This window comes from Longimicrobium sp. (genome assembly GCA_036377595.1).
In the GTDB taxonomy this organism is placed as follows: domain Bacteria; phylum Gemmatimonadota; class Gemmatimonadetes; order Longimicrobiales; family Longimicrobiaceae; genus Longimicrobium.
The window spans coordinates 1-23,697 of the sequence record DASUYB010000090.1; the positions used below are offsets into that span (position 1 = coordinate 1).

A 23,697-nucleotide genomic window follows, 5' to 3' on the forward strand; every position below is an offset into this window, starting at 1 on the left:
GAAGGGGCACCGCTACCGCAAGCGAACCCCCGCAATGGCCATCGGGCTGAGCGGCCACGTCTGGACCTGGGAGGAATTCCTGACTCGGAGAATTCATCACTGACGAGTAGAGTCGCTACCTATAGATCCTTCGGCCTGCAAGCTGTTGCGCAGACGCTGATTACGGTCTGGCCGGCCTCAGGATGACGTCAATCCGGGTTTCGGCTGAATGCATCAACTGAATCCCCGGAGTTGGTATCAGTACGCCCGGGCGAACACCGCGTCGGTGGTGGCGGGGCGGCCGCAGATCACGCAGGCGCCCTCGGTGCCGCTCTGGTCGAAGGGCAGGCAGCGGATGGTGACACCCAGCCCGCGCGCCTTCTCCTCGCACGCCTCGTCGCCGCACCACTTGGCGATGGCGAAGCCCGGCTGCTCCGACGCCGGCGTCTCGTCGCCGCCCTCGGCGAAGTAGGCCTCGAACTCGCCGAAGGTGGTGATGTCGCGCCGGGTGCGGGCCACCTGGAAGGCGCGCGCCTGCTCCAGGTAGCCGCGCTGGATCTCGTCCAGCAGCGCCCCCACGCCGGCCACGAAGTCCCCCCGCCCGGTGCGGACGTACTCCGTGGGGCCGTGGTCGCGGCGGAGGTAGCTGACGCCGTCGTTCCCCATGTCCTTGGGGCCGAGCTCGAGGAGGAGCGGCACGCCGCGCTTGACCCACTTCCACTTCTTGTCGCGCGCCTCGTACAGCGAGTCGTCCACCAGCACCTCGATCGCCCGCCCGCCGGCGAAGGTCTGCCCCCGGATCTCGTCAGCGACGCGGCGGGCGTAGGCCAGGACCTCCTCGCCCGCGTCCTTCCGCATCATCGGCACGATCACCACCTGGTGCGGGGCCACGCGGGGCGGCACGCGCAGGCCGTTGTCGTCGGCGTGCGTCATCACCAGCGCGCCGATCAGCCGCGTCGACACGCCCCACGAGGTGGTGAAGGCGTACTCCTGCGCGCCCTCGGCGTTCTGGAAGGAGATGCTGAACGCCGTGGCGAAGTTCTGGCCGAGGTAGTGGCTGGTTCCCGCCTGCAGCGCGCGGCCGTCCTGCATCATGGCCTCGATGCAGTAGGTGTTCACCGCGCCGGGGAAGCGCTCGCCGGGCGTCTTCTCGCCGGGGATGACGGGGACGGCGAGATCTTCCTCCACCACCTTCGCGTACACCTCGTGCAGGATGCGCAGGGTGTACTCCATGGCGTCGTCGTGGCTGGCGTGCGCGGTGTGCCCCTCCTGCCAGAGGAATTCCGTCGTGCGCAGGAGGACGCGCGGCCGCAGCTCCCAGCGGACCACGTTGGCCCACTGGTTCAGAAGCAGCGGCAGGTCGCGGTAGCTCTGCACCCAGTCGGCCATGCTCTCGCCGATGATGGTCTCGCTCGTGGGGCGGACGATCAGCGGCTCGGCCAGCTCGCCGGTGGGCACCAGCTTCCCCTCGCGCGCCTCGAGGCGGTGGTGGGTGACCACCGCCATCTCCTTGGCGAAGCCCTCCACGTGCGCGGCCTCGCGCTCGAGGTAGCTCAGGGGGATGAAGAGCGGGAAGTAGGCGTTCACCGCGCCGGCGTCCTTGATGGCGCGGTCCAGCGTGCGCTGGAGCTGCTCCCACACGCCGTAGCCCCACGGCTTGATGACCATGCACCCGCGCACGTGGCTCATCTCGGCCACGTCCGCGTCGCGGACCACGGCCTGGTACCACTGCGCGTAGTCCTCGTCGCGCGTGGGGGTGATGGCGGTGCGCGCCATGGTGGCGCCCTTCGTCTGCTCTGCCACGGGATCCCCCGCTTCCGTTCTCTGATTTCCGATGAATGCCGAAGACACAAAACGCCCTCCGCGGGTGGAAGGACGTATTGCAAGCATATCACCGCGCGGCGGGTTGGGGCAAGGGAAGATGAGCGGAGTGGGCGGGGAAGTGCCGAGTGCCCAGTGCCCAGTGCCCAAGGCGCGAGGAGCAGCTTTGGTGCGCGTCCGCGGGATCGCGCCCTCTCCGGCTCGCTTAGGCTCGCCACCTCTCCCGTACCGGGAGAGGTAGCCAGGCCGGCATCGGCGCGGGATGCGAGCGTGGCCGCGGCCGCAATGAGGCTGGCCACGCGGACCGCCATCTCGTCCGCGCGGATGCCTGTAGTCCGCGAAGGCGGACTTCGTGTGGTTGTTGCTGCGAATTCATTCGCCCCCCTCCCCACCCGACGGGCGCTCGAAGCTATTCTCCAACGCAGATTTCTCCTTACTTTCATCGCACCGCGGAGAAGGGAGGGCCGATCCGTCCCGGCCTCCTGGTCCGGATATGCGACTCGCACGGAGACATCCTGCGCCTGGAGATCGTCCGATGAGGAAGCTCGCCTCCATCCTCCTGCTCGCGCTCGTCCCGGCGCTGGCCGGCACGGCGCACGCCCAGCGGCGCCCGGGAACCCTCTGCCCCGACCCCGCGCACCCCTGCGGCGACTTCAAGCCGCACGAGCTCCCCTTCGTCCTGCCGCGCGACAGCATGGCGCGCGACGAGTTCCGCTCCGACGCGTTCTACGCGGTGATCCTGCGCAGCGCGCCGAAGTGCTCCATCCGCGAGCGCGAGCGAAGAGCCGCGCAGGCGCTGTTCCCCGGCCGCAAGGTGTTCTCGCAGCGCTTCGAGTGCGACTTCGAGCAGGACAGCGACGACGCCGAGAGCAACATCACCTACACCAACGTGGCGGCGAACACGGCGTTCCTCGGCGTCTACGCCGGCGCCACGCGCGAGCAGGCGCTGCGCGTCCTGGCCGCAGCCCAGCGCCGCTTCCCCGGCGCGAATCTCCGCCGCATGCAGGTCGTTCTCGTCTATCCCTGATCCCCAGCGACTCCCCCCGCGCAGCCCTGCATCGGTCCGCATCGCGTCCCTGGACTATTTGGGCTGAAAACCATCGATCTGCAACGCGTGCTGGCCTGCAGGTTGCGGCGGGTTTCTCCCCCCTCGAGCGGGGGAAGCTCCCGCCGGCGACCGCAGGCGGGAGCGTCGGCGTTCACCCACCACGTGGGAGGGATTCCCATGAAGCGCATCCATCGCGGCATCTTCGCGGCGGTGCTGGCCGGCGCGCTCGGGTTCGGAGGAGCGCGGGCGTTCGCATCGACCGCGGCGCCGGCCCCGGCGTCGCGCGCGTGCCACCCACAAGGGTGCAACGCCTCGTGCGAGGCCAGGTTCGGGCCGTTCGCCAGCGGGCAGTGCATGGGCGGCGAGTGCTTCTGCGCCGTCTGATGTAATTCCTCACGCGGAGGCGCGGAGAACTCACTGTTGCTGCACTGAGTCTCCGCGCCTCCGCGTCTCTCCGTGAGACTTTCCCTTCTTTCCTATCCGAGCAGCCGCAGCCGCCCGGGAAAGATCTCGATCTCCAGCTCGCGGGCCGCTTCGTCCAGGATCTCGCCGTCCGCGTGCACGGGAAGCGGCGCGTCGCTGGTGATGAGGACGCGGCGCGCGCGGCGCATGTGCACGCAACTGGCGCCCACGTGCGTGCCGCGCAGCACCCTCGGCAGCAGCGCGAGAAGGCGCGGCCGGCTCACCCCGTCGCACACGCACACGTCCAGCGCGCCGTCGTCGATGCGCGCGTCGGGGCAGATCCAGAACCCGCCGCCGTGCCGCCCGCCGTTTCCCACCGTCACCAGTGTCAGCGGGCGGTCGATCACCTCGCGCCCGTCGATCTCCACGCGGATGGCCGGCGGGCGGAAGGAGCGCAGCACCCGCGCGAGCGCCCACAGGTAGATGCCAATGCCGCGGCCGCGGCGGCTGCGGTTCGCCTCCACCGCCACGCGCGCGTCGATCCCGATCCCCACCCCGTTGGTGAACCACCGGCCGTTCACCCGCCCCACGTCCACCCGCCGCTCCGCGCCGGAGACGATGCGCCGCGCCGCCTCCGCCGGATCGCGCCCGATCCCCGCCAGCAGCGCGAAGTCGTTCCCGCTTCCTACCGGCACGATCCCCAGCGCCGCGTCGGCTTCGGCGCGCAGGAGACCGTTCGCCGCCTCGTGCACGGTGCCGTCGCCGCCGAACGCGAGGATGGCCGGCCACCCCGCGCGCCCCGCCGCCTCGGCCAGCTCCGCGGCGTGCCCGTGCGCGCGCGTCTCCGCCATCTCCACTTCCGCGCCCGCGTCCGCCAGCACCGCGCGCACGGCGGCCCACGCACGGCGGGCGGCGCCGCGCCCGGCCACGGGGTTCACGATCGCGTAAAAGCGCTGCATGCAGGGAGATGGGGATGGGGAGGCGGGAGATGGAGATCGGCGGGACGCGCGACAAGGTGGCGCGCGGAGCCGGCGTCCGCGAGCCCCGGTCGCCCGACTGAATCGCGTGCGGACGCGGTTATAGATCCTTCGGCCTGCAAGCTCTTGCGTAGACGCTGATTACAGTCTGACCGGCCTCAGGATGACGTCGGCGGTGGGTTCGGCGTGAGTGCATCGACCGAATCCCGTGAGGACCTACTGCCGCGCCAGCGTCGTCGGCGGGCCGCCGCCCTCGATCAGCTCCAGCGAGGTCACCGCATCGCCCGCACGGACGAACCGCGCGTAGACGAAGGGAACGCCAAGCAGCCGGAACAGCCCGGGGCCGACCGGGATCAGCGCGAAGTCGCGCTGCGGCACGCGCAGGTGCAGCCGCCCGCCATCCACGCGCGTCTCCACCTGGAAGCCGCCCTCCGCGCGGTACGTCCCCGCCAGCCGCGCCAGCTCCGCCGGTTCGGCCGCGATCGGCGTCGCCGGGAGCGGGCGCGTGGGGAAGGGCGGGCGATGGATGGCGCGGACGCACGAATCGTCCAGCCCTTTCGCGTCGGCGGTGCGGATGAAGCGCACGATCAGCGGGGTGATGCAGCCGCCGGTGCCCACCAGCCCGTCGAGGGCGTGCGCTCCGCTGGGGACGACGACGTGCCGCCCGTTCGGCAGCGTCCGCAGCGCCTCCTCGCCCGCGGACGGCGGGGTGGCGGGATCCCATTCGCCCGTCAGCACCAGTACCGGTGCGTCGGAGCGCACCGGCTGCAGGAACTCGCGCGCCACGGGTGGAACGGGCCACGCCGCGCACGCCGCCTTCTGGTCGCGCACGCGGTAGCCGCCCAGGAAGGTCCCCGCCGCCATCCGCGCCGCCTCGGCCGCGTCGACGAACGGCACGTCCTCGGCGCAGGTGAAGGAGAGGTAGACCCCGTGGCTCCCCGAGTTCACGATCTCGCGCCGGCTGAACAGCGCCTGCTCGGCCGCCGGGCCCAGGTCACCGCGCGCGGCCTGGTGCAGCACGGCGGGCACCAGCGAGGCGGAGCTCCCGGAGTACGTCATGTACCGCACCCCTTCGGCGAACAGGTCGCGCGAGAGCGGCATCCGCACCGGCTCGCCGGTGGCCGGATCGGTCACCGTCACCTCCACCGGCCCCCGCTCCAGACGCGCCACCACCACCACGCGCAGGTCGTCGCCCAGCGCGGGGAACGCGGCGTTGCAGGCGGGCTCGCGCGCGCACTCGCCCAGCACGCCGTCCATCGCCCGCTGCGCGTCGGGCGCGGTGTGCAGCGGCATGGCGGCGTCGGTGGGAACGACGCCGTGGAGCACCGCGCTGCGCACCCGGTCCGGGTGCCGCCGCATGTACACCAGCGCGGTGCGCGTCCCCGCCGAGGTGCCGTACAGGTTCAGCCGCTCGTAGCCCAGCGCCGCGCGCACCTCGTCCAGGTCGTCGGCCGACGCGTCGTTGTTGTAGCGCGACAGGTCCGCGCGCCCCCGCCAGCGCTCGGCGCAGCGGCGGACACGCTCGGCCGGGTAGAACGCGCCCAGGTAGTCGGCCAGGCGCGGGCCGTACATCTCGCAGTCCAGCAGGTTGCTCCCGCCCGCCCCGCGCAGGTCCACCAGCAGGATGTCGCGCGCGTCGCGCAGCTCCGCCAGCTCCCCCGCCATCCCCGCCGCCTGCTCCACCGTGCCGCTCCCCGGCCCGCCCGGGATCGGCACCACCGGGTCGCGCGTGGCCGTCCCCGTCGCGGGGATGACCGCGAAGCGGATCGGGATCGTCCTCCCACTCCGCGCCTCGCGGTTCTCCCACACCTCCAGCGTGCCGCAGCGCGCCGCGCCCACGCCCGGCAGCGTGCACGGCTCCACGTGAAGCCTCGGCTGCGCGACCGCGGGTGCGGCGGCGAGGATCCCCAGCACGACGGAGAAGAGGAACGAACGGGTCATCGTGAGCTCTCCTGGAGGGATTCGAGAGCGGGCGTCCGCGCGCGCGAACGCCGTCCATCTGCCGTTCGACAGTGCGAGCAGAGCACGGGTTGCAAGACCCAGGTGTTTCGCGAGCCGCTCGTCTGCAGCCACGGCGGAAAGGTAAACGCACCTCGCGCTTGAGGTTAGCCGGACACCGCAGGCGTTTGCGGGCGCATTGGCCAAGTACACACCGAGCACACGTTTACGGTCTCTCCTGGGGTATTGATTCGGGAAATGTTCGGGTTTAGATTATCCGAAGATAAACCGAAGTACCACTACCCGCTTTTGCCCGATGGAGGATCGAGACGATGGTCGAGCCGAACAACCCCGTTCCCCACTCCAGAGAGGCCACCGTGGCGCATCTCCGCGAGATGGCCGCGGCGCGTGTGGAGAACACCTCGCTCCGCGGAGTGGCGCGGGAGATCGGGATGAGCCCCACCGGGCTGAAGAAGTTCCTGATGGGCACCGCTCCTTACTCGCCCACGCTGCGCCGCCTGCGCAAGTGGTACCTGCAGTACGCCGCGCTCCCGTTCGCCGAGGTGACGTACCAGGAGGCGTCGGCCGCGCTGGTGGTGCTGACGCACGACCTGACGTCCGAGGCGCGCCGCACCGCGGTGGACGGCGTGCTGGACTCGCTGGAGCGCGGCTACGAGGCCGGCGGCCGCGCGCGCCCGCGCTGGGTGGACGAGCTGCGCGCGGAATACGGGACGCGCAAGCAGAGCTGATCACCCGAACCCGGGCCCCTCGCCCGCCACGACAATGCAGATCTTCCCTCGCCGATGAGCGAGGCTGGCCACCCTCGGCCGGCCTCGCTCTCTGCTTTGGGGGACGCATCGGAGTAGTCTCACGCGGAGGCGCGGAGAACGGTGGAGAAACTCATCGCGGCGGTGAGTTCTCCGCTGTTCTCCGCGTCTCCGCGTGAGGCCAAATAGATCGTCAGCTACCCGCGCCGGATCATCCCGCGACGGCGATCACCCGGTCTCCGGCGACCACGTAGATGCGGTCGCCGGGGGCCACTTCCACGTCGGCGGTGCCGGTGAACGCGCCGAAGGCGGGAAGCACGCCCACACGCGCGCCGAAGTGGAAGCAGGGGAGCCGCTCCCGCTGCCGTCCCACCCCGCGCAGCTTGACGGAGGGATGGAGATGCCCCGCGAGCACGTACCCCGCGGGCGACTCGAACGGGTGGTGCGAGAGGAGGAAGGGCGGGTCCGCGCAGGGCTGGTCGCAGCAGTCGATGCGCAGCTCGCCGGGGGGGTCGCCGGCGTGGCGGTCGTGGTTGCCGCGGATCAGCGTCACCGGGAGCGAGGCGTGCCGTTCGCGCCACGCGCGCACCGTCTCGAGCGTCGCCGGCTGGCGCGAGGTGCGGGCGTGGAAGAGGTCGCCCAGGATGGTCAGCCGCGCGGCGCCCGTGCGCTCCAGCGCGCGCGAGAGTCGCTCCAGCCCCTCCGCCGTGGTCCCGCCGGGAACGGGAACGCCCGCCGCGCGGAACGCCGCCGCCTTCCCCCAGTGCGGATCGGCCACCAGCAGCTCGCCGGTGCGCGGTCGGAAGAGCGCGCGCTCGTGAAGGAGGAGCACGCGCTCGCCGGCTACCTCCGTCTCCACGTCCCCCACCGCCGGTCCGCTCAGGGGATGATCACCAGCCGCTGCGCCACCCACACGCTCACCGGCCGCCCGTTCTGCTCGGCCGGCGTGTAGCGCAGGTACGCCACCGCGGCCGACGCCGCCTGGCGTGCCGCGCGGTGCGTGGACCAGATCACCTGCGACGTGGTCACGTGCCCGTGCTCGTCGATCCGCAGCCAGAACGCCACCGTGTCCGGTTGGGCGGCGCCCGCCCCGTCAGCCGCGTGTTCGGCATATGCCAGCGCAGCCAGCGCCTCGGCCACCAGCGGCCGATTGGTCAGGACGGGGCGCTTCTGCACCGACGGCAGCTCGAGCGCATAGTCGTCCAACGGCACCACGTCGGTCATGAAGTCGTTCGGCTCCGGCGGCACGGCCGCGCCGGCCGCGCCCGAGACGGGGTAGGAGATGGCGTCGTCGAGAAGGAAGTCGGCGATCCCGGTCGTGACGGGCGGATCGTTCGGCGCCGGAGGCGGGTCCGCCGGGGCAGCATCGCCCGCGCCGGCGTTCTCGCCGGCGTCCGGCGCCGCCTGCGCGGGATCGAACCGCGAATCGTAGATGGGATCGTCGCTCTCGTCCGCGCCCGAGCTGCCGGCCACCGCGATAAAGGCGAACAGCGCCAGGACGGCGCCCGCGACGATGGCGGAGAAGCGCACGGGTCCCGCCTTCCGGGTCAGCACCACGCCCGTGCACATGATCAGGCCCAGGATCCCCAGCAGCTGCAGGAACCCGGCGCCCATGAACATGAGCACGAGGGCCGGGAGCACGTACGTCAGCGGGCTCCGCAGCGGCCCCGGGCCCTGCTGCGCCACCATCCACTTCAGCGGCTTGTGCACGCCGTACGGCGACACCTTGGGCGCGGCGGGAGCGGCCCCCGCCGCGGCGAACGGCGCCGCTGCGGGCACGCCCCGGCGCGGCCGGCGTGGACGCGGCGCGGGCACAGAGACCGGCGCGCCGACGGGGAACGGGTCGCGCCCGCCCAGCAGCCGCGCGCGCTCGCACCACGGGCACGCGCCCAGGTGCGGCGCGAAGCGGTGCAGGGGATTGGCGCCGCATTCGAGGAGACGTCCCTCCGCGGCCTCCAAGGCGTCGCGCCACTCCGCCGCCGTCGGCCGCGCCGCCGGGTCCGCGTATCCGGCAACGAAGGCACGGACGAACATCTCCCGCACCTCGGCGTCGAGCGCGTCGAAGGGCGGGGAAAGCCGCGGCGGGTGCACCTCGTCCTCGCCCGACGCGTGGGGGAAGAGGCCGCGGCGGATGCGCTCCTCCACCGGCGCCGCGTCCGCCTCGCCCAGCCGCACGGCGAACGGGTGCGTCCCCTCCATCAGCAGGAGGAAGAGGAGGACGGCCAGGCCGAAGCGGTCGTGCTCGGGGGCGCGGTCCACCGTGCCGAAGCTCACCCCCTGCAACTCGGGCGGGGTGAACTCCGCCTTCCCCACCTTGGAGCGGTAGATGCCACCGCCCGTGTCGCGCACCTGAAGCGAGTCGGCATCCACCAGCGTCACCCGCGCGTCCGCCGGAGCGACGAGGAGGTTGCTCTCGTTCACGTCGCCCACCACGTAGCCGGCGGCGTGCAGCGCGTCGAACGCCGCGGCCAGGTTCCGCCCGGCGCGGTGCAGCAGCCCGAAGTGGAAGCCCGGCGCGTGCGCGCGGCGGGTGACCGGGTTGTAGAACTCGAAGACCCGCGGCCCCTCGGCGAAGGGCATCACGAACCCCGCGAAGCCGCGCTCGTGCAGCAGCACGTCCAGCGGCCAGGCGATCGACGTCCCCTCCGGCATGGCGGGGGGACGGGCCAGCATCAGCGCCAACTTGCGCGCCCGCTCGATCGTCGGGTCGTGGTAGATCTTGGCGACGAGCCCCGCATCCCCCGGCACGTGGTAGACGACGGCCTCGCCCCCGGCGCCGATCTCGCGCTCGGGGTCCAGCGCCAGCATCTCCAGCGTGGAGCGGCGGCGGTAGAGGGGGATGGACGGCGCGGCGGTGTCGGTCACGGCACGAAGTAGAGGGTGGCCTGGACCCACGTGGGAACCGTGTTGCCGTCCGCCTGCTGCGCGGGGTTGAAGCGCATCGCGGCCGCGGCGCGCAGCGCGGCTTCATCGAAGCGCGGGTCGGTGGACCGCACCACGTACAGCCCCGTCGAGTTCGGCGTGCCGTCGCGCTCCACCAGGATGCGCACGTCCACGTTGGCGATCAGCCGCAGGTTGCGCAGCTCGGGGGGATAGTACGTGGCCGCGAGACCCGCGATCTCGCGCGCGTTGACCAGCTCCGGCGACACCGTCACCGACGCGTCGGGATATGCCAGCTGCACCGTGGGCTCGGGCATCACCGCGCTCGGCGGCCCCCAGGCGTCGGGCGCGTCCGGGGCGTCGGGGATGTCGAAGCGGTCGGCGAAGGTGGGACGCGAGCCGTCGGCGTACGACGGCCCGCCGCGCGTCATCGCCGCCACGAACGACCAGACGACGAGCAGGATCACCGCCCAGGCCACCGTGCCCAGGCGCAGGCGCTGGAGGTTGAGCCCGCCGCTGAAGACCCGGCGCAGGGCCAGGAAGAAGACGATCAGCCCCAGCATGCGCCCTCCGCCGCTGGCGCCGAAGAGGCAGGTGAGCGCGGCGGGCGGCATCCACACCAGCGGGCTCCCCAGCGCGGCCGGGCCGAACGCGGGCTGCATCCACGCCGGCATGGCGGCCACCGCCGCGGCGGAGCGGGTGCGCACCCACTGGCCGGCGGCGGAGGGCTGCGGCGGCGGGGACGGCTGGAAGGGGGCCGGGGCCGCCGCCTGCGGCGCGAAGGGCGGCGCGGAGGCGAACTGCGCGCGGCGGGGGACCGGCGCGGTGTCGTGCACCCGCGCCAGTTCCACCGTGGCGGGGAACGGATCGCGCCCCTGCAGCAGCCGCGTGCGGTGGCACCAGGGGCAGAACTCCAGCTCCGGCGCGTGGCGGTGCCGCGGATTGGCGGCGCACACGGCCAGCCGCGCCTCGGCCTCGGCCAGCGCCTCGCGCCACTCGGCGGGCGCGGGGCGGGCGGACGGGTCGCCGTGGCCGGCGACGAACGCGCGCGCGAACATCGCCTGCAGCGCCGGGTCCAGCGCGAAGAAGGGCGGCGCCAAGCGCGGCGGGCGCACGCCCTCGTCGCCCCCCGCGTAGGGGAACATCCCCCGCGAGATGCGCTCCTCCACCGGCGGCACCTCGGCGCCGTCGCCCAAGCGGCAGGCGAAGGGGTGCGTTCCCTCCATCAGCAGGAGGAAGAGGAGGGCGGCCAGCCCGAAGCGGTCGTGCTCCTCGCCGCGGTCCACCTCGCTGAAGTGCGCCCCCTGCAGCTCGGGCGGGGTGAACTCCGCCTTCCCTACGCCGGAGCGGTGGATGGAGCGGCCCCCGCCGTCGCGCACCTGGAACGAGTCCGCGTCCACCAGCGTGACCGCGGCGGTCGTCGGGTTGACCAGGATGTTGGACTCGTTCACGTCGCCCACCACGTAGCCGTGCGCGTGCAGGCCATGGAAGGCGGCGGCCAGGTTCACCCCGGCGCGGTGCAGCAGCGCGTAGTCGAACAGCGGCGCGGTGCGGCGCCGCGAGACGGGGTTGTAGAACTCGAACAGGCGCGGCCCCTCGGCGCGCGGCATCAGGAAGCCCGCGAAGCGTCCGCCGCTGGGCCCAGTGAGCAGATCCACCGGCCAGGCCACCGCCGCCCCCGCGTCCAGCACGGGGGGATCGGAAAGCATCAGCCCCAGCTTGCGCGCGCGCGCCATGGTCGGCTCGCGGTACAGCTTGGCGACGAGGGCCCAATCCCCCGGCACCTCCAGCACGCGCGCCTCGCCCCCCGCGCCGATCTCGCGCGTGGTGTCGAACACGATCAACTCGCCCGACGAGCGGCGGCGCAGCACGCGCGCGGCCAGCCCGGGCGGCAGCTCGAGGACGGGGGCGGGGTCAGCCATGGTCGCGCGTCACCAGCACCAGGGTCAGGTCGTCGTCCGAGCGCGCGGTCACCCGCGGCCCGGCCAGAAAGGCGGAAAGCTGGTCCTCGGCGTCGCGCGGGTCGCGCGCCTCGGCCGCGAAGGCGAAGAGCGGGGCGAAGAAGGGCTCGTGCGGCGTCCGCTCGGGGTGCTTCAGCGCCAGCCCCTGCAGCCCGTCGGTGAAGATGGCGAGATGACGGGCAGATCCCCGCCACGCCGACCGCTGCGCCGCGTCCACCGCCCCGGGGGTGGTCAGGAAGACGGTCTCGTTCGCGAACTCGCCCGAGGTCGGCGCGGTGATGGCGCGCATCTCCCCGCCTGCGGCGGAGACGATCACCGCGCCGTCGCCCACCTGCGCGGCGGTGACGGAATCCGCCGTCACCACCGCGGCGATCAGCGTGGTGTTCAGCTCCCGCATCTCCACCGCGCGCGCCTTCGCCTCGTCCTGCACGGCCACGAGGGCGGCGCCCATCGCGTGGTCCAGCGCCGCGGTCCAGTTCCCGTCCACCACCGCGGGGGCGGAGGAGACGAGCGAGTCCACCGCCGCCTTTGCCGCCGCGCGCGCGCCGGCCTCCGCGTGCGCCGCCGACCCCGCGCCGTCGGCGACGGCGAGGGCCACGGCGCCGCCGGGAAGGCGGCGCCAGGCGTGCGCGTCCTGGCAGGGAAGCTCGTTGCGCGCGTGGCTGGTGCCGCGCACGCTGGCGCCCAGCACCCGCCAGGCGGCGGCCGGCGCGGCCACGGGCGTCACAGTTCGGCCCACCCGGTGGGCGCCAGCTTCACCGTCTCGTCGGGCCGCGAGTGGGCCACGGACTGCATGCTGCGCGACAGCCAGACGAACATCTCCCTGAAGTCCAGTCCCTTCAGCCGCAGCGGCTGGCGCACGGCGATCTTCGCCAGCGCCTCCATGTTGGCGTTCTCCACGCCCACGGCGAAGAAGGCCACCTGCTTCTTCGTCTCCGCCTCCTGCAGGCGGCGCGTGGCGCGCGCCACGGCGTCGGGCGCCTCGCCCTGCGGCTCGCCGTCGGTGACCAGGAAGATCCACGGGCGGTAGTAGGCCACGTCGTAGGCGCGGTAGCGGGCCTTGCGCTCCTCCACCATGTCGAGGCCCTTCTCGATGGCCGCGCCGATGTGCGTCATCCCCTCGGCGTTCAGGAAGGGGATGTCGAAGCGGTCGGGGCTGACGAAGTCCTGCACCACGCGGATGCGGTTGTCGAAGGCGACGACGGCGATCTCCACGCGGCGCGCGGCCAGCGGGTCCACGGCCAGGTCGAAGCGGAAGGCCTCGAGGCCCGCGAGCATGGCGTCGAGCGGGGCGCCCTGCATGGAGCCGGAGGTATCGAGCAGGAGCACGCACGGGCAGCGCGGCTCGGGGTTCTCGGCGAACTCGACGGCGTCTTCCAGCTTCGCGAGCAGCGACATAGTGGGAGGGACCTCCATGTCCCGGTGGTGGGGCGCGGTGGACCCGGCGGGGCGGCACGTGCCGGGCCGTCGAATTTCGCCCGAATCCGTTGAAAACACAAGCGTTTCCGCGACCTCCGCGGGAACCGCGCATCCTCGCCTTCCGATCCCGCGCGGTCCCGTGCGGACGGGCCGATGCCGCCAATCGTGCAGGTTCCGGGCGAGGGGCGCGGGTGCCGATCCAATCGCCGATTAGCCCGGTAGACTGGTCTACGTGCGGCCGCGGCATCGCGCCCTCTCCCGGCTCGCTGGGGCTCGCCACCCTCTCCCGTACCGGGAGAGGGTTGCACTCCAGCATCTGCGCTCCTGACCCACATCCTGCTCGCCCGGTTTGCACGCCGCGAGCCGCGTCCTGCATCAACGCCGACCCCTCGCACGAATGCCGCCTCGGGAGTCCGCGAAGGCGGACTTCGGGCCGTTGTTGCCGCGGTTTCAACCGCCCGTCCCGGCTCTCTCGCAGACAATACGAGACCAGACCGCGCCGAGTTCCGACGATCTTTCGCCGCGCTATCTCGAGAGACAACCGCTGGGAGATGAACGTTCGGTGAGGCGTGATTCTGAACGTTCGAACGGGGATGTGAACGGCGGGCGATCGATGGATGGGCTTTCTACTTCATCTTCGGCTTCTTCGGCCGCTTCGCCTCGCCCTGGTCGGCATAGCGCTCGAGCGCCACCTGCATGCGCTGCACGCGGTCGGCCAGCGACTCGCTGGTAACGGCCTCGCGCGTGCGGTCGACCAGGAGCGGGAAGGCCAGCGGCGGCGTGCGCGGCGGCTCGGTGATCACCACGCGGCTCTCCGACAGCCGCTCCAGCGTGCGGCCCAGGCGGCTGCTTTCCAGCTGCCGCTCCAGCACCTCACGATGCGCCTGGCTTACCAGCAGGTTCCCCGGGTCGTAGCGGGTGAACACGTCGAAGAACAGCCCGCTGCTGGCCTGGATCTGCCGCGTGCTCTTGTTCGCGCCGGGGAAGCCCTGGAACACCAGGCCTGCCACGCGCGCGATCTCGCGGAACTGGCGGCGCGCCATCTCCGTGGCGTTCAGCGACGCGGGGACGTCGTCGAACAGGTTTTCCGGCCGGAGAAGTCCCGCCGCGAGCGCATCCTCCAGCGGCGCGGGATCGGGCGACAGCAGCTCGATCCCGTAGTCGTTCGCCGCCATGGTGAAGGAGATGGGCTTCAGGCGCGAAATGCGGTACGCGAGCAGCGCCGCCAGCCCCTCGTGCACCAGCCGCCCCTCGAAGGGGAAGAAGAAAAGGTGGTGCCCCTCGCGCGTCTTCACCCGCTCGATCAGCAGCTCGTCGGCCGCGGGGATGCGTGACCAGCGCGCCTGCACCTCCAGGATCGCGCGCACCGCCTGCATCTCCGGCCCGCGGAGGATGCCGTTCGACGCCTCCTCCAGCCGCCGCCTGAGCGCCGCCGCCAGCTCCGTCGACAGCGGCATCCGGCTCCCCATCCAGCGCGGGATGTAGGCGCCCTTCGCCGGCGCGCGGCGCACCCACGCCTTCATGTCGCGCACGCGGACGAACTCCAGCGGCTTGCCGGAGAAGACGAAGCGGTCGCCCGGCTTCAGGCGGGCGATGAAGCCCTCCTCCACCGTCCCCAGCCGCGGCCCGTTCAGGTACTGCACGGCGATCGCCGCGTCGCTCACGATCGTCCCGATCGCCATCCTGTGCCGTTTGGCGACCTGACGGCTCTCGACCGTGTAGAGGCCGTCGCGCTCGACCACGCGCTGGAACTCGGGGTAGGCGCGCAGCGCGTCGCCGCCGCGGGTGACGAAGTCGATCACCCACGCCCACTCGTCGTCCATCAGCCCGGCGTAGGCGCGGGTGGTGCGCACCTCGTCGCGCAGCTCGTCGCGCCGGAAGCCGCCGCCCACCGCGACGGTGACCACGTGCTGCGCCAGCAGGTCCAGCGGCCGCTCGACGGGGAGGCGGCTCTCCACCGCGGCCGCCTCGACGCCATCGCGCGCGGCGGCCACCTCGATCAATTCCAGCGCGTGCGTGGGGATGCAGGTCACACGGCTGGCGACGCCCGGGCGGTGGCCGCTCCGCCCCGCGCGCTGCAGCAGCCGCGCGACGCCCTTGGGGCTCCCCACCTGGAGCACTCGGTCCACGGGTGAGAAGTCTACACCCAGGTCCAGCGACGAGGTGGCCACCACGCAGCGGAGGCGGCCCGAACGGAGCCCGCTCTCCACGAAATCGCGCGTCTTGCGGTCCAGCGAGCCGTGATGGAGCGCGATCTCGCCGGCCCATTCGGGGCGCGCGGCGAGGATGGCCTGGAACCAGATCTCCGTCTGCGAGCGCGTGTTGGTGAAGACGATGGCGCTCTCGGCCGCGTCGAGGACGTCGAGCAGCTGCGGCAGCATCTGCGTCCCCAGGTGGCCGGCCCAGGGAAAGCGCTCGATCTCGGGGGGGATGAGGGAATCGACGATCACCGTCTTCGGCACCAGCCCGCGGACGATGCGCGAGGCGCCGGCGCGCGGCCCGGCGCCGAGGAGCGTCTCCAGCGCCTCCTGCAGGTTGCCGATGGTGGCCGACAGCCCCCAGGTGCGCAGCTCCGGCCGCCAGTGCCGGAGCCGGGCGAGGCACAGCTCGGTCTGCACGCCGCGCTTGGTGCCCATCAGCTCGTGCCACTCGTCCACGACCACCGCGCGCAGGTCGGCGAAGAGCGCCGCCGCGTCCTCGCGCGAGAGGAGCAGCGACAGGCTCTCCGGTGTCGTGATCAGCGCGGTCGGCAGGCGGTCGCGCTGGCGGGCGCGGACGGCGGCGGGGGTGTCGCCGGTGCGCGGCTCCAGCGTCCAGGGGATGCCGAGCTCCTTCAGCGGCAGCCGCAGCGCCTCCTCGGTGTCGGCGGCCAGCGCGCGCAGCGGGGTGATCCACAGCACGCGCAGCGGCGGCGCGCCGCGGAGCGTGGGCCCGGCGGCGTTCTCGCGCAGCCACTCGAGGAGCGGGCCGAGCCAGGCGGCGTACGTCTTCCCCGTCCCCGTGGCCGCGTGGACGAGCCCGCTCTCGCCCGCCAGATACGATTCCCACACCTCGCGCTGAAACGCGAACGGCTCCCACCCGCGCCCCGCGAACCACGCCAGCGCCGGCGCCAGGGGGTCGGGATCGGGAGATGCCGTTCGGCGTGCGGCGGCGCTGCGGGCCACGGGCGAGGTGCCTCCGGGGTGATGGGATCGACGGCGGACGTGGATTCCCACGCGCGTCCACTCTGTCGCGGTGGCAACGATCGGGCCGCGGCGCGGCGAGGGCGGGGGCGCTTCGCGCGGACCCTCATCCCCCCCGGCCCCCCTTCTCCCGATAACGGGAGAAGGGGGGAGACCTAAGCGTGGTAACTACTTACGGCTCGTAAAAAATCACCCTCCCCCCAGTCGCTTTTGGGGGGAGGGTCGCGCGAAGCGCGGGATGGGGGGGCGGGATGCCGGCGTGCACGCAGGCATCCCGTCAGCTGAAAATCTCCCTACCGCGTCTTTTGGAGATGCTGGAGACGGATTCAGTCCGCGTCGAGGACGCGGACGAGGACGGCGGTGATGTTGTCGCGGCCGCCGCGCTCGTTGGCGCCGATGATGAGCGCCGCCACCAGCTCGTGCAGCTCGTCCGGGCGGACGAGCACGCGGCGCAGCATGCGGTCGGTGAGCATGCCGGTCAGCCCGTCGCTGGCCAGCAGCGCGATGTCGCCGGGAAGGAGGGTCCCCGCGTAGACGTCCGGCTCGTCGAGCGAGTCGGCGCCCAGCGCGCGCGTCAGCACGTGCGACAGGTGGTGCCGCCGGGCGCCACGCTCGGTCATCCGCCCCGCGTCGACCTCGCGCTGCACCCAGGTGTGGTCGCGCGTCACCTGCGTCAGCTCGCCGTCGCGCAGCACGTAGGCGCGGCTGTCGCCGATGTGGCCCAGGCGGAAGCTGCCGTCGTCGCACACCACCAGCGCGGTCATGGTGGTGCCCATCCCCTTCGTCTCGGGCTTGGTGAAGGAGTAGTTGAGGATGGCGCGGTGCGCGGCGTGGAAGCTCTCGCGCATGGCCGCCTCCAGCAGGTCGGTGCGCAGCCCGCCGTCCACCCCCTGCCGCAGCGCCGACCCGACGGACTCGGCCGCCAGCGCGCTGGCGATCTCGCCCGCGGCGTGGCCGCCCATCCCGTCGGCCACGAGGAAGACGCCGCGCGGCGCGTCGATCAGGAACGAGTCCTCGTTGTGCGGCCGCACGCGCCCCACGTCGGTGGCGCCGGCCGCCTCCCAGCTCACCTTCACGGCCGCCCCGCCTGCGCGGCCGGTGCGTCGGTGGGCGGCGGCAGCTGCCGGGGCACGGGCGCCGGCGCGCTCATCTGCACGATCGCGTAGGCCAGCAGCGCCAGCAGGATCACGATCAGCACGGCCAGCCAGAGCGGGAAGCGGAAGCCGCGCCGCTCGTCCTTGAGCGCCACCTCCTTCGCGGGCGGCACGTACGCCGCGCGCGCCGCCTCCAGGTCCGCCGACGCCACCTCGCGGAACTGCAGCTTCACCCCGCCGAAGCGCACGGTCGACCCGTACGGCAGCGGCGTGGGAACGTTGGGCGCCAGCTTCACCCCTTCGATCGCCGTCCCGTTGGTGGAGCCCAGGTCGGTCAGCCGCCAGGCGCCCAGGTCGAACTCCAGCTGCGCGTGGCGGTCGCTCACCGAGTCGTCGTCGATCACCACGTCCGCGCCGGCGCCGCGCCCCACCGTCACCACCGGCGCGGGCACGGGGATCTGCTCGCCGTAGCGCGGACCCGCGGCAATGCCGAAGGTGGCGAGCGGACCGGCCTGCGGGAGGTTGGTGGACATGGCCGTGCGGAGCTCCTGGCGTGGAAACGACGTTCGCTGCAACGCTTTGCGGAAGGGCGGGAACGTATCGCGGGCGCCGCGAAGGGGCAAGACAAGTGCCCAGTGCCCAGTGCCGGGTGACAGTCATCTACCCTGCTGGGCCGTCAAACGTGGAGCCGCAGCGTCTCCCCGCGCTGAGGTCTCCCCCTCTCCTGCTGTCGGGAGAGGGGGCCGGGGGGTGAGGGTCCCCGCATGCGCGCGCCGATGCCCGTCATTTGACGGTTTCGTGGTTCTCTCCTCATCCGATCATATTGGAGCCCAACGTACAATTCCTTGACGATCGTGTACGATTTGGATATTCTTGCGCGGCCTTCGATCGCCCCCTCCCTTCGGCTCACTACCTCCGTGATCCGGCGCCTCCTCTTCCTGCTCGTCCCGCTCGCGTTCGCCGTATCCCCCGCTTCCGCGCCCGCGCAGGGCCGCGGCGGGGCCGTGCCTCTGCAGCTGTCCAACGGCTGGAAGGTGGCGCGCGGCGACCAACCGCAGTGGGCCAGCCCCGCGTTCGACGACCGCGCGTGGACCTCCATCGCCGTTCCCGGCACCTGGGAGAACGTCTTCCCCGAGTACGACGGGTTCGGCTGGTACCGCCTGCGGGTGTCGATTCCCGCGGAGCTGCGCGACGAGCCGGTGGGGCTGCTGTTCAACACCGTGGGCGACGCCTACGAGGTGTACTTCGACGGCGTGAAGATCGGCGCGCGCGGCAAGCTTCCGCCCGACTTCCGCGAGGCGGTGGATCCCTCGCTCTTCCTGGTTCCCGCGGCGCTGCTGGAGAAGAACCCGACCGGGCCGCACCTGGTGGCGGTGCGCGTCTACAACTCGTACGCGTACGGCGGGCTGATGGGCGCGGTGAAGCTGGGCCGCTTCGACGTGCTGGCCGACAAGCGCTCGCCGCGCGACATGGTGATCGGCACGCTGGTGGCGTTCTTCCTGGCCATCGGCATCTACCACCTGGCCTTCTGGGTGCGCCGCCGCGCCGCGCGCGAAAACCTGTGGTTCGCCGCGGTCTCGCTGGCCATCTCCATCTACGGCGCCACCTTCAGCGGCACGATCAGCCGCGCCGTCGTCGAGCACGCCAACCCGTACCGCGTGGGCCTGGTCGCCCTGCTCGCGGGCGGACCGTTCTTCGTCGCCCTCGTCTACGCGCTGTTCGACCTGCGCATCCGCCGGCGCGAGCAGCTCGTCTCCGCCGCCTTCCTGGCGATGGCGGCGGCGGCGGCCATCCTGCCGCTGGGGACGCTGGCGCATCTCAACCGCTCGATCGACGTGGGGCTGGCGGTGGGGATGCTGGCCATCGTTCTGCGCGCCTTCCGCGCCGCCAGCCCGCACCGTCCGCACGCGCGGCTGCTGGTGTTCGGCACCGCCGCGTTCGCCGCGACGTTCGTGTACGACCTGGCCAGCGAGTACGACTACGTTCCCGTCGCACACCTGCCGGGCGGGGTGCCGTCGTCGTTCTGGATCGGGTTCATGGTGTTCGTGCTGTCGGTGGGGATCGCCACGGCGGGGAAGTGGGCGCTCACCGAGGTCACCGCGCTGGTCGATCCGCTCACCGAGCTGTCGCGCCGGCACGTGCTGCAGGACGCGCTGCGCCGCGAGACCGACCGCATCCGCCGCTCGGGGGGATCGATCGCGCTGGTGCTGATCGACCTGGACTTCTTCAAGCAGGTGAACGACGCCTACGGACACCGCACGGGCGACGAGGTGCTCGCCCGCGTGGGCCGGCTGCTGCGCTCGACGGCGCGCAACATCGACCTGGCCGCGCGCATGGGCGGCGAGGAGTTCGCGGTGCTGCTGTACGACAGCGGGCTGGACGGCGCGCTGGCGTTCTCCGAGCGCTTCCGCGGCCACCTGCGCGAGATGTCGGTGCCGGCCGGCGGCGGGCGCACGGTGAAGGTGACGGCCAGCCTGGGCGTGGCGGTCGGCAGCGAGCTGGTGGACCCCGACGCGCTGATCGACGCCGCCGACCGCGCCCTGTACAGCGCCAAGAATCAGGGCCGCGACCGCCTGGTCGGCGTGCAGCTCCCCGCCGGCGCCGCCGCCGAGGCCGAGTCGACCACGCAGGACCGGTAGATAGATTCGTTCGCAGCGAAGAAGCCCCGCGCGCCATCGGCGTGCGGGGCTTCTCCTTATCTGAGCACTGTTAATTCACTTCCTGAAATCGCCGCGTGAGCTCACAGGGACGTTCTTCCGAACCCACCGCTCCACCTTCTTGATCTCGGCCGGCGAGAGCTTCGGCGGCGGGGGCGTGGCCGGCCGCTTCGGAGCAAGCACCCGTTGGGCGACAGTGGAGTTCTTCTGCATATGGGGCTCCATTCAGTAGATGCGGCTACTGCCGCAGGATCGCTTCAGCCGGGTTCAGGTGCGACGGATAGTAGTTCTTGCGACGGACCCACTTGAAGCCTTGGAACCGGGTGATGACCGCGATATCGATCGGCGCCGAGACGGTCGGGATCCCCGGTCTGAATCGCATGTACCCTGCCGTAACGTCGGCAAGATAGCTAACGAGGTCGATCGCATCTTGGATCGGCATGCCCGGATGGGCAAGCTTCGTCTCCGACACCAGGATCGAATTCGCGACTTCGGGTGCCAAGCCAGCTTCGATGAGACGATCCTGTGTTTCTCGCGACCAGCCGTATACGAGCCGGTTCAGGGCCTCGGGTTGTCCCCAGAAGTCGATCACTCCCGCCGTCGTCGCAGGCACCCTGAGCTCGGGCTCGGTACACTGTCCGTCGGGGCCGATTAAGACCGTCCAGACCTCCGGATAGTACGAGCCTGCGGAGAACCCGGCAATGACGAATCCCAATGCGGGATACTCTGGAACTGGCTCGTGCGGATCCGGCTCTTCTTCGAATGGTCGGTCCGCGGGCAGATCAGACGGATAGAGCGATCGATAGACCTCGTCATAGAAGAACTCCTTCACTCTCCCGGCAACTTCCTCCACCGTGTACCGACTCGGGTCGAGTGACGGAACGACAGGGCTGGTCGACAGGCCGCTGAGATCCTCTCGAAGTATTCTCGCCACGCTCGCGACCGACAGCGGTCCCAGACTTCCAAGGCCGAATGTCATCAGGCCCAGGGGAAGTCCCTTCACGAGGTTGATCGTCTTCTCGGCGTTGCCGTAGATGTTGTGGTAGCGTTCACCGGGAAGCACGATCGATGTTGCGCTGTCGGTGCCGAGCACGACTCCGTCACCGACCACAAGGGAGATTGCGATCGTCATGGGCCCACTCGGAGCAAGAGTGTGATGTGATGAACGACGTGAACATAACTTTATTGTGAACTTTGTCAACCGCCCAAAGGCGTCGATCTCCGTTGCTGGTCGGCGATCGAGACGGTCTTGACCACTTGGGGCAGGACCGGTTATCCTCCCGGCCATGCCGAACTCTCGCTGCCCCATGGCCATGCGTTGTCGCTGGTGTCTCCTCCACGCGGAGGGGGCGGCGACGGCGCGTGCGCGCGGGGCTGGCAAACCGGCATGATCCGGCGGGGGTAGAACCCCCGAGCCCCCACGACGGCGATCCGGCCGCGGCTCCCTCACACGGAGCCGCGGCCTTTCTGTTTTCTACGAAGCACGCAGGGAGATTTCCAATGCCGGCTACGCAGGAGCACCCGATCGCGCTCTTCCACGAGCACCCCGACTGGTTCCGCCCGCTCTTCACCGAGTTGGAGCGGCGCGGCACGCCGTTCGTCCGCATCGCCGCGGGCGAGCACCGGTACGACCCCGACGCGGCGCCGCCGTACTCGCTCGTGTTCAACCGCATGAGCCCGTCGGCGTACCTGCGCGGCGCGGGGAACGCCATCTTCTACACCCAGAGCTGGCTTGACCACCTGGAGCAGCAGGAGGTGCGCGTGGTCAACGGCCGCCGCGCCTACCGGGTGGAGACCAGCAAGGCCGTGCAGATCAACCTCCTGCGCCGCCTCGGCCTCCCGCATCCGAAGACGCGGGTGATCAACCACCCCTCGCAGGCGTACGCCGCGGCCGAGGGGCTGCGCTACCCCATCGCCGTCAAGCCGAACATCGGCGGGAGCGGTGCGGGGGTGCGCCGCTTCGACTCGCCCGAGACGCTGCGGCGCGCGTCGGAAGACGGCTCGCTCGACCTGGGCATCGACTCCGTGGGCCTGGTGCAGGAGTTCGTCCCCGCCGAGGAGGGACGCATCGTGCGGGTGGAGGTGCTGGGCGGAAAGTTCCTCTACGGCATCCGCATCTACACCCCCGGCGACACCTTCGACCTCTGCCCGGCCGACGTCTGCCAGCGCGTGGACGGTGCCGAGCTCGCGCGCGCGGCCTGCGCCATCGACGCGCCGAAGAACCGGCTGCGGGTGGAGGGCTACACCCCGCCCGACGAGATCGTCCGGCAGGTGGAGACGATCATGGCCGAGGCGGGGATCGAGGTCGGCGGCGTGGAGTACTTCGTCGACGCGCGCGACGGCAAGCACTACTTCTACGACGTGAACGCGCTGTCGAACTTCGTGGCCGACGCGCCGCGGGTGGTCGGGTTCGACCCGTTCGCGCGGCTGGCCGACTACCTCGAGGCGGAGGCGAGGTGACCATGCGCTTCGGCTACTGGATGCCAGTGTTCGGCGGGTGGCTGCGCAACGTCGAGGACGAGGGGATGGAGGCCAGCTGGGAGTACGTCAGCCACCTGGCCCGGCGGAGCGAGGAGATCGGGTTCGACCTGACGCTGATCGCCGAGCTGTTCCTGAACGACATCAAGGGCGCCGACGCGCCGACGCTCGAGGCGTGGTCCACCGCGGCGGCGCTGGCGGCGGTGACCAGGCGGCTGGAGATCATGGTGGCGGTGCGGCCGACCTTCCATCCGCCGGTGATCTTCGCCAAGCAGGCGGCCAACATCGACCGCATCAGCGGCGGACGGCTGTCGCTGAACGTCGTTTCGAGCTGGTGGGCGACGGAGGCCGCGAAGTACGGCGTGCAGTTCGACGTGCACGACGACCGCTACGCGCGCACGGCCGAGTGGCTGGAGGTGCTGGACGCGGCGTGGAGCCGGCCGCGCTTCAGCTTCGGGGGAGACTACTACAAGGTGGACGATGGGATCCTGGAGCCGAAGCCGGTCTCCCGCCCGCGGCCCACGATCTACGCGGGCGGGGAGAGCCCGGCGGCCAAGGCGCTGATCTCGGAGCGCTGCGACGGCTACCTGATGCACGGCGACCCGCCGGAGAACATCGCGCCGAAGGTGGCGGACATGCGCCGCCGCCGCGAGGCGCTGGGGCTGCCGCCGATGGTGTACGGCGCCGCCGGCTACGCCATCGTCCGCGCCACCGAGGACGAGGCGCGGCGCGAGCTGGCGCGCATCACCGACGTCTCCAGCGGCGCGGCGTACCACAGCTATCAGGACTGGCTGGCCAACACGCAGCTGGAGCAGCGGGTGAGCCTGGAAGACTACTCCGTCTCCAACCGCGGGCTGCGCACGGGGCTGGTCGGAACGCCGGAGCAGGTGGCGGAGCGGCTGATCGCGCTGGAGGCGGCGGGGCTGGACCTGGTCCTCCTCCAGTTCTCCCCCCAGCTGGAGGAGATGGAGCGCTTCGCCGAGGAGGTGATCCCGCTCGTCAACGGCCGGCGGGAGGCGAAGGCGGCGGCGTAGGCGGAGACCGCTGGATTCTCACGCAGAGAAGCAGAGGCAGCAGAGAACCGCGATGAGTTC

At 71.7% G+C, this 23,697-nt stretch carries 18 protein-coding genes; 6 read left to right on the forward strand and 12 right to left on the reverse strand.

The features are described from left to right. Nucleotides 1-237: 237 nt before the first annotated feature. Entirely contained in the window at nt 238-1,782 is a 1,545-nt protein-coding gene (locus VF092_14010) for an aminoacyl--tRNA ligase-related protein (GenBank protein ID HEX6748407.1), read from the reverse strand. A 553-nt stretch (nt 1,783-2,335) separates the two neighbouring features. Between VF092_14010 and VF092_14015 the strand changes: the two genes are divergently transcribed. After that, nucleotides 2,336-2,827 carry a hypothetical protein gene (locus VF092_14015; protein ID HEX6748408.1) on the forward strand — a complete coding sequence of 164 codons (492 nt, stop codon included), beginning with the start codon at nt 2,336-2,338 and terminating at the stop codon, nt 2,825-2,827. A gap of 198 nt (nt 2,828-3,025) precedes the next feature. After that, complete coding sequence (locus VF092_14020) at nt 3,026-3,232, forward strand: hypothetical protein (protein HEX6748409.1); 207 nt, start codon at nt 3,026-3,028, stop codon at nt 3,230-3,232. Between the two features lie 92 nt (nt 3,233-3,324). On the opposite strand, the gene VF092_14025 is transcribed toward VF092_14020, so the two are convergent. After that, on the reverse strand, nt 3,325-4,209 hold the full coding sequence (locus VF092_14025; protein ID HEX6748410.1) for a diacylglycerol kinase family protein: 885 nt from the start codon (nt 4,207-4,209) through the stop codon (nt 3,325-3,327). A gap of 234 nt (nt 4,210-4,443) precedes the next feature. Then, on the reverse strand, nt 4,444-6,168 hold the full coding sequence (locus VF092_14030; GenBank protein HEX6748411.1) for an alpha/beta fold hydrolase: 1,725 nt from the start codon (nt 6,166-6,168) through the stop codon (nt 4,444-4,446). Nucleotides 6,169-6,497: 329 nt separating this feature from the next. Between VF092_14030 and VF092_14035 the strand changes: the two genes are divergently transcribed. Further along, on the forward strand, nt 6,498-6,914 hold the full coding sequence (locus VF092_14035; protein HEX6748412.1) for a hypothetical protein: 417 nt from the start codon (nt 6,498-6,500) through the stop codon (nt 6,912-6,914). Nucleotides 6,915-7,143: 229 nt separating this feature from the next. On the opposite strand, the gene pdeM is transcribed toward VF092_14035, so the two are convergent. The 8 genes from pdeM to VF092_14075 all read right to left on the reverse strand — a co-directional run bounded on the left by pdeM (nt 7,144) and on the right by VF092_14075 (nt 18,001). Beyond that, the gene (pdeM, locus tag VF092_14040) at nt 7,144-7,800 is read right to left on the reverse strand and encodes a ligase-associated DNA damage response endonuclease PdeM (GenBank protein HEX6748413.1); all 657 of its coding nucleotides are present in this window, start codon (nt 7,798-7,800) and stop codon (nt 7,144-7,146) included. Nucleotides 7,801-7,811: 11 nt separating this feature from the next. Further along, nucleotides 7,812-9,797: a hypothetical protein gene (locus VF092_14045; GenBank protein HEX6748414.1), complete on the reverse strand. Its 1,986-nt coding sequence runs from the start codon at nt 9,795-9,797 to the stop codon at nt 7,812-7,814. Beyond that, nucleotides 9,794-11,734: a TonB family protein gene (locus VF092_14050; GenBank protein HEX6748415.1), complete on the reverse strand. Its 1,941-nt coding sequence runs from the start codon at nt 11,732-11,734 to the stop codon at nt 9,794-9,796. Before VF092_14050 ends, VF092_14045 begins: the two co-directional genes overlap by 4 nt. Next, nucleotides 11,727-12,512: a PP2C family serine/threonine-protein phosphatase gene (locus tag VF092_14055; protein ID HEX6748416.1), complete on the reverse strand. Its 786-nt coding sequence runs from the start codon at nt 12,510-12,512 to the stop codon at nt 11,727-11,729. The genes VF092_14050 and VF092_14055 overlap by 8 nt, the downstream gene beginning before the upstream one ends. Next, nucleotides 12,497-13,171, reverse strand: coding sequence for a VWA domain-containing protein (locus VF092_14060; protein HEX6748417.1), 675 nt, complete (start codon nt 13,169-13,171; stop codon nt 12,497-12,499). Before VF092_14060 ends, VF092_14055 begins: the two co-directional genes overlap by 16 nt. Nucleotides 13,172-13,818: 647 nt before the next feature. Next, entirely contained in the window at nt 13,819-16,356 is a 2,538-nt protein-coding gene (locus VF092_14065; protein ID HEX6748418.1) for a ligase-associated DNA damage response DEXH box helicase, read from the reverse strand. Nucleotides 16,357-16,700: 344 nt separating this feature from the next. Continuing rightward, complete coding sequence (locus VF092_14070) at nt 16,701-17,450, reverse strand: PP2C family serine/threonine-protein phosphatase (GenBank protein HEX6748419.1); 750 nt, start codon at nt 17,448-17,450, stop codon at nt 16,701-16,703. Further along, nucleotides 17,447-18,001: an FHA domain-containing protein gene (locus tag VF092_14075; protein ID HEX6748420.1), complete on the reverse strand. Its 555-nt coding sequence runs from the start codon at nt 17,999-18,001 to the stop codon at nt 17,447-17,449. The genes VF092_14070 and VF092_14075 overlap by 4 nt, the downstream gene beginning before the upstream one ends. A 384-nt stretch (nt 18,002-18,385) precedes the next feature. Here VF092_14075 and VF092_14080 point away from each other — a divergent pair, with 384 nt between their 5' ends. Beyond that, nucleotides 18,386-20,107 carry a diguanylate cyclase gene (locus tag VF092_14080; protein ID HEX6748421.1) on the forward strand — a complete coding sequence of 574 codons (1,722 nt, stop codon included), beginning with the start codon at nt 18,386-18,388 and terminating at the stop codon, nt 20,105-20,107. A gap of 256 nt (nt 20,108-20,363) precedes the next feature. On the opposite strand, the gene VF092_14085 is transcribed toward VF092_14080, so the two are convergent. After that, nucleotides 20,364-21,257, reverse strand: coding sequence for a hypothetical protein (locus tag VF092_14085; GenBank protein HEX6748422.1), 894 nt, complete (start codon nt 21,255-21,257; stop codon nt 20,364-20,366). Nucleotides 21,258-21,625: 368 nt separating this feature from the next. Here VF092_14085 and VF092_14090 point away from each other — a divergent pair, with 368 nt between their 5' ends. After that, nucleotides 21,626-22,585, forward strand: coding sequence for a hypothetical protein (locus VF092_14090; protein HEX6748423.1), 960 nt, complete (start codon nt 21,626-21,628; stop codon nt 22,583-22,585). Between the two features lie 2 nt (nt 22,586-22,587). Next, a complete protein-coding gene (locus tag VF092_14095) occupies nt 22,588-23,637 on the forward strand; it encodes an LLM class flavin-dependent oxidoreductase (protein HEX6748424.1) in 1,050 nt (349 codons plus the stop codon). Nucleotides 23,638-23,697: the final 60 nt, after the last annotated feature.